Raw genomic sequence first — 6992 nt, forward strand, 5'->3', positions numbered from 1 at the left:
TCACAAAACTCCCGCTCCGCCGTCCTCGTCGGAGGGAGAACGGTCAGAGATCGGGAGTTTTGTGAGGCACTCTTCGCTCAGCTCCGCTGGCCGATCGGCGTGTAGTCGCGGCGATCCGGGCCGATATAGAGCTGGCGCGGGCGACCGATCTTCTGGGACGGATCCTCGATCATCTCGGCCCATTGCGCGATCCAGCCGACGGTGCGGGCCAGCGCGAACAGCACCGTGAACATCGAGGTCGGGAAGCCGAGCGCCTTGAGGGTGATGCCCGAGTAGAAGTCGATGTTCGGGTAGAGCTTCTTCTCGATGAAGTACTCGTCCTCGAGGGCGATCTTCTCGAGTTGGACGGCGACCTCCAGCAGATCGTCCTTGATCCCGAGTTCGTTCAGCACCTCGTGGGTGGTCTTCTGCATGATGCGCGCACGCGGGTCGTAGTTCTTGTAGACCCGGTGGCCGAAGCCCATCAGGCGGAAGGGATCGTTCTTGTCCTTCGCCTTGGCGACGTATTTCTGCACGTTCTCGGGATGCCCGATCTCCATGAGCATCTTGAGCGCCGCCTCGTTGGCGCCGCCATGGGCCGGTCCCCAGAGGCAGGCGATGCCGGCGGCGATGCAGGCGAACGGGTTGGCGCCCGAGGAACCGGCGAGACGCACCGTCGAGGTCGAAGCGTTCTGCTCGTGGTCGGCGTGCAGGATGAAGATCTTGTCCAGCGCGCGGGCATAGATCGGGTTGACGACGTATTCTTCGCACGGAACGGCAAAGCACATCCGCAGGAAGTTCGAGGTGTAATCGAGGTCGTTCTTCGGATACACGAAGGGCTGGCCGATCGTGTACTTGTAGGCCATCGCCGCCAGCGTCGGCATCTTCGCGATCATGCGCAGCGAGGCGATCATCCGCTGCTGCTCGTCCGAGATGTCGGTCGAGTCGTGGTAGAAGGCCGAGAGCGCGCCGACGCAGGCCACCATCACCGCCATCGGGTGGGCGTCGCGGCGGAAACCCTGGAAGAAGCGGTTCATCTGGTCGTGCACCATGGTGTGGCGCGTGACCCGGTAATCGAAATCCGCCTTCTGGGCCGAGCTCGGCAGCTCGCCGAACAGCATCAGGTAGGCGGTCTCGAGGAAGTCGCCGTTCTCGGCGAGCTGCTCGATCGGGTAGCCACGATAGAGCAGCACGCCCTCGTCGCCGTCGATATAGGTGATCTTCGATTCGCAGGAGGCGGTCGAGGTGAAGCCCGGATCGAAGGTGAACTTGCCGGTCTGGGCGTAGAGCTTGCCGATATCGACCACGTCGGGGCCGATCGTTCCGGTCTTGATGGGCAGTTCGACGTTTTTGTCGCCCACGATGATGGTGCTGGCGGAAGCGCTCATGGGATCGCGGACCCTTTCTCGCGACGGGAACAGCACTGGAGCGGAAGACAAGGCCTCCCGCTCCGTTGTGGCGCCGCAGCAGAGCACTGCGCCCGCTCACTGAAGCACCGGGTTAGCGGATCGGTCGGCGCCCAGCAACGGTGGGCTGCTCCCGGTCTCTTCGCATATGCGAAAAACAGGCTGGATCTGTCACCCCACGAACGGGATGAAATCCTATCCGACCCGTTCTCCCTCGCAGTTCTCGATAATTCTGAACGCTCTGCAAGAGCGGAGATGACGCTGAAACACGCGCTCAGGCAAGACTTTCCGGCCCTCGACCGGACGATGTGCCGCTGTCGGAAAGTGGGCTGTCATTTGCGCTAGATTGTCATTTTAGGCGTCGCAAGGCTCAGGCGGATGCGGACACCGCGATGCGGTGCACCAGCATCGGCCGATGCACCCGATGTTCTGCGTCGGGATCCGTCGCGTGGACGGTTCAGGCTGGCAGGCGATCCCGGAGGCGGGCGAGCGCTTCGTCGCGGCCGAGCACGGCCAGGACGTCGAAGACCGGCGGCGAGGTGGCACGCCCCGTGAGCGCCGCCCGCAGGGGCTGGGCGACTTGGCCGAGCTTGACCCCCTGACTGTCGGCGAACTGTCGCACCGCAGCCTCCGTCGTCGCCGCGTTCCAGTCCGGAAGCGCTTCGAGCGCCGGCAGGAGTGCCCGCAGCCGCTCGGGCGCTTCGCCCGCGAGCAGGGCTTCGGCCTTGACGTCGAGGGCGAGCGGCCGGGCGGCGTAGAGGTAGTAGGCGCTGTCGAGGAGTTCGACGAGCGTCTTGGCGCGCTCCTTCAGGCCCGGCATCGCCGCCACGAGCTTCTCACGCAGGGCGGGCTCGAGCTTGGTCGGCAGACCGCGCTCGGGGCCGCGGGCGGGCAGGATCGCCTCGATCGCATCCACCAGCGCCGCATCGTCGCTACCGCGGATGTAGAGCCCGTTGAGGCTTTCCAGCTTCGTGAAGTCGAACCGCGCCGCCGAGCGGCCGATCGCCTTCAGGTCGAAGGCGGCGATCATCTCCTCGGTGGAGAACACTTCCTGATCGCCGTGGCTCCAGCCGAGCCGCACGAGGTAGTTGCGCAGGGCCGCCGGCAGGTAGCCGCGGTCGCGGTACTCCTCGACGCCGAGCGCACCGTGGCGCTTGGACAGCTTGGCGCCGTCCGCCCCGTGAATGAGCGGGATATGCGCCATGGCCGGCACGTCCCAACCCAGCGCCCGGTAGATCTGGCCCTGGCGCGCGGCGTTTGTGAGGTGGTCGTCGCCGCGGATCACCTGCGTGACGCCCATGTCGTGGTCGTCCACCACGACGGCGAGCATGTAGGTCGGCGTGCCGTCGGAGCGCAGCAGCACGAGATCGTCGAGGTCGCGGTTGGCCCAGGTCACGCGGCCCTGCACGGCATCCTCGACCACGGTCTCGCCCTCGCTCGGGGCCCGCAGGCGGATCACCGGCTGCACGCCGGCGGGCGCCTCGGACGGGTCGCGATCGCGCCAGCGGCCGTCATAGCGCGGGGCGCGGCCCTCGGCGCGGGCGGTGTCGCGCATTTGCGCCAGCTCCTCTGCGCTGGCGTAGCAATGGTAGGCGTTGCCCGAGGCGAGCAGGCTCTCGGCGACCTCGCGGTGCCGTTCGGCGCGGGCGAACTGATAGATCACCTCCCCGTCCCAATCGAGGCCGAGCCAGCGCATCCCATCGAGGATCGCGTCGATCGCCCCTTGCGTCGATCGCTCCCGATCGGTGTCCTCGATGCGCAGCAGCATCCGCCCGCCGAAATGTCGGGCGTAGAGCCAATTGAACAGAGCCGTACGCGCTCCCCCGATATGCAGGAAGCCCGTGGGTGAGGGCGCAAAGCGCGTGACGACCGGTGACGACATCGGCGGCTGGGAGGCTTCTTCAAAAAGTGCGGGATGGCGCGCGTACGGCTGCGGCCGGTCTCGGCGGGCGTGTAGCACGAGCGAGCCGATGCGTTAAGAATTCGTCATGGTTGCCCAGCGCGCGGGCAACGCAGGTCTCCGAGCGCGGCGGGGCATAGGCAGGGCACATGGCAGGGGGCGGCGGCAGGGCGATGCGCGGGGCCGTTCCGGCCCCCCTCGCCGGTCGCCTCCCCGCCCCTGCACAGCTCTGGCAGGCCGCGCGCGACGGCTTGCGCGGCAGCGTCGCTCGCGAGGCCGAGCAGCGGCGGTTGTTCCCCTGGCTCGCCGTCGCCTTCGGGGCCGGAGTTCTCGTCTTCTTCACGGCGACCGATGGAGAGCCTTCCCTCGCCGCTCCGCTGATCGCGGCGGGGCTCTGCCTTTCGGTGACGCCGCTGCTGCGGGCGCGCCCGGTGGCGCTCGCGCTGATGCTCGGCCTCGCCGCCGTCTTCCTCGGCTTCGCGGCAGGCGTCTGGCGGGTCGCCTCCGTCGCGGGGCCGGTGCTGACCCGCGTGACCATCGCCCCGCTCGTCGGCCTCGTCGAAGGGCTCGATGAGCGCGAGGGCGGCGCGCGGCTGATCGTGCGCGTCGAGCGTTTCGGCGATCTCGATGCGGAAAGCCGCCCGCGCCGGGTACGGGTCTCCTACCGCGCCGCGCAGGCGGTGCGGCCGGGTGACGCCATCCGCGCTACCGCCCGCCTCTTGCCACCGCCGGAATCGGTGCGGCCGGGCGGCTACGACTTTGCGCGCGACGCTTACTTTCGCGGGATCGGCGCCGTGGGCTCGCTGGTCGGCAAGGTCGAGGTCGGGCCCCCGGCCGAGCCTCTGGCCCTGTCGCTGCGGTTGACCGCCGCCATCGACGCGGCGCGCAATGCCTTCACCCGCCGCATCACCGATGCGATCGGCGGACAGGCCGGCGCGGTGGCGGCGGCCCTCGTCACGGGAAAGCGGGGACTGATCTCGAACGAGACCAACGACGTGCTGCGCGCGGCGGGGATTTATCACGTCGTCTCGATCTCCGGGCTCCACATGGTGCTCGCGGCGGGCGTCGTGTTCTGGCTGGTGCGGGCCGGGCTCGCGCTGGTGCCGGCGCTGGCCCTCGCCTGGCCCATCAAAAAGATCGCGGCGGGTACGGCGATGCTGGGCGTGACCGCCTACTGCGCCTTCTCGGGCTGGGACGTCGCGGCCGAGCGGGCGCTGATCATGACGCTGGTGATGCTCGGCGCGATCCTCGTCGATCGCCCGGCGCTCAGCCTGCGTAATCTCGCCCTCGCGGCGATCCTGGCGCTCGCCCGCGAGCCGGAGGCGCTGCTGGGTCCGAGTTTCCAGATGTCGTTCGGCGCGGTCGCCGGCCTCATCGCCTGTGCGCCGCTCATCGATGGGCGGGTCTTCCGAACCGACAGCGCATCCCGGATCGCGCGGTCCGCCTCCTGGGTGGCGAAGGCGGTGGTCGGAACCCTGGCCACGACGCTGGTCGCGCAACTCGCCACCGCGCCGTTCGCGACCTATCACTTCCAGACCGTGCAACCCTTCGGCCTCGTCGGCAACGCGCTGACCCTGCCGCTCGTCTCACTCGCGGTCATGCCCGCGGCGGTGCTCGGGATGCTGGCCTATCCCTTTGCCCTCGACCGTCCGGTCTGGTGGCTGATGGGGCTCGCGGTGCGCGGCATGCTCGACATCTCCGCCTGGATCGCCGGGTTCGGGCAGGCCAACGTCGTGCTGCCTGCCTTCGGAACGGGCGCCCTGATGCTGCTCGCCGCCGCCCTGCTGCTGGCGACACTTCCCGTGTCGCGGCTGCGTTTCCTCGCCCTTATGCCGGCGGGGCTCGGTGTTGCCCTCGCCGCGAGCCCGATCCGCTACGACATCTATATCGATCGGGACGGGGCCGGTGCCGCGGTCCGCGGCAAGGACGGGCGTCTCGTGGTCCTTGGGCGCCCGCCCGGCTTCGTGCTCGAACAATGGTTGAAGGCCGACGGCGATGGGCGCCGTCCGGACGCCGCGATCGGTGCTGCCGGACCGCGCTGCGACCGGATCGGTTGCACCCTCACCGCGGTCGACGGGCGCGCCGTCGCTCTCGCGATGGACAAGCGTGCCTTCGCGGAGGATTGCGCCCGGGCCGACATCCTCATCACCCGACTGCGTGCCCCGCCGGGCTGCGCCGCGCCGCTGATCGCCGACCGGGCTTTTCTGGCGGTGCGGGGTGCCACGGCGATCCGCCTCGGAACGGCAGGGCCTGAAATCGTCACTGCCCGCGGGGCCGATCAGCCGAAGCCCTGGCAGCCCCGGCCTGCCAGCGTGACGACGCCGGCAACCGGGTCGGGGCCCCAACCTCCCAACGATGCCAGTGCGGCGGATCCATCAGACCCTCCGCCCTCCGAGAACCCTCAGTAACGGCGCACGAGGCTCACGAGCTTGCCCTGGATGCGCACCCGGTCGGGGCCGAGCACGCGGGTCTCGTAGGCCGGGTTGGCGGCTTCCAGTGCGATCGACGAGCCGCGGCGGCGCAGTCGCTTGAGGGTCGCCTCCTCGTCGTCGATCAGCGCGACGATGATGTCGCCATTGTTGGCGGTGTCCTGTTTGTGGATCACCACGAGGTCGCCATCGAGAATGCCGGCCTCGATCATCGAATCGCCGCGGACTTCCAGCGCGTAATGCTCTCCGCCCGACAGGAAGTCGGGGGACATCGAAATCGAGTGGCTCTGGCTCTCGATCGCCGAGATCGGCACACCGGCAGCGATCCGGCCCATCACCGGCACCATCACCGATTGGCCCTTGCCGTCATGGGCCTGAAGCATGGCAGGCTTCGGCGTGGCTGGCTTGGCCGAAAGGCCGCCCTCGACCACGCTCGGGGTGAAGCGCCGCGGTTCGGACGATGCGGGCTTGGCCGCCGGCATGTCGGGCATGCGCAGGATCTCGATTGCCCGGGCCCGGTTCGGCAGACGGCGGAGAAAGCCGCGCTCCTCCAGTGCCATGATCAGGCGGTGGATGCCGGACTTGGATTTCAGGTCGAGCGCGTCCTTCATCTCGTCGAAGGACGGCGGCACACCGCTCTCCTGCATCCTCTGCTGGATGAACTGGAGCAGTTCGAGTTGCTTGCGGGTCAGCATGCGGCACCTGCTGTCGACCGCGGGCCGAAGGCGCCGCAGAATCGTTGAAAACAAAGCACGAACAGCCTAGACGTTCCTCTCCTGTTCCGCAAGCATCCCCCGGGAAGCGGCAGGGGCGGCGGAGCTGTCGCCCCGCCGCCTCTCGTGTCGTGCCGTGCAACCGGATCAGGCCGGGATCACATCCACGATCTCGTAGGTGTCGGGGTCGATGATGACGATGTCGTCCCCGACGAGAATGAACTGCAGGCCGCGATAGGCCGGCACGACCGTGAGGATCGCCGGCGGCAGCGGGTGCAACGAGACCGAACGCGGGATCGCCGTGCCGACGCGGACGGCGAAGTTGACGTTCGGGACGGCGCGGACGCTGGAGCGGCTGATCGACTGGCGGAACTCGGTGCGCTGTGTCGTATTCAGGTTCTTCGAAGCGCCCCGCGCCTCGGCGGCAGACCCGCGACCGCCTCGCTCGCCAGCGCCGCCGCGTTCACCCGCCGCATCCCGCCCGCCACGCTCGCCCGGCCCCTCGCGGCCGTCCCGTCCACCGCGCTCGCCTGCGCCGCTGCGGTCGGGCTGCCCCGACTCGCGG

Annotated in this window: 5 protein-coding genes; 1 reads left to right on the forward strand and 4 read right to left on the reverse strand. The window is 68.9% G+C overall.

Translation table 11 applies throughout. The features are described 5' to 3' along the window. Positions 1-77: 77 nt before the first annotated feature. Positions 78-1367: a citrate synthase gene (gltA, locus tag E4V01_RS12075; protein WP_060771924.1), complete on the reverse strand. Its 1290-nt coding sequence runs from the start codon at positions 1365-1367 to the stop codon at positions 78-80. Positions 1368-1842: 475 nt separating this feature from the next. Then, on the reverse strand, positions 1843-3267 hold the full coding sequence (gene gltX, locus E4V01_RS12080) for a glutamate--tRNA ligase (protein ID WP_135298496.1): 1425 nt from the start codon (positions 3265-3267) through the stop codon (positions 1843-1845). A 167-nt stretch (positions 3268-3434) separates the two neighbouring features. On the opposite strand from gltX, the gene E4V01_RS12085 reads away from it, so the two are divergent. Further along, on the forward strand, positions 3435-5693 hold the full coding sequence (locus E4V01_RS12085; protein ID WP_135298497.1) for a ComEC/Rec2 family competence protein: 2259 nt from the start codon (positions 3435-3437) through the stop codon (positions 5691-5693). Here E4V01_RS12085 and lexA read toward each other — a convergent pair. Continuing rightward, the gene (gene lexA / locus E4V01_RS12090; protein WP_060771927.1) at positions 5687-6409 is read right to left on the reverse strand and encodes a transcriptional repressor LexA; all 723 of its coding nucleotides are present in this window, start codon (positions 6407-6409) and stop codon (positions 5687-5689) included. The two genes, E4V01_RS12085 and lexA, sit on opposite strands and share 7 nt — an antisense overlap. Positions 6410-6574: 165 nt before the next feature. Beyond that, on the reverse strand, positions 6575-6992 hold a 418-nt coding region (locus tag E4V01_RS26165), incomplete at its 5' end, for a DUF1236 domain-containing protein (RefSeq protein ID WP_245517525.1).

It is taken from the genome of Methylorubrum sp. Q1, from assembly GCF_004683995.1.
GTDB lineage: Bacteria > Pseudomonadota > Alphaproteobacteria > Rhizobiales > Beijerinckiaceae > Methylobacterium.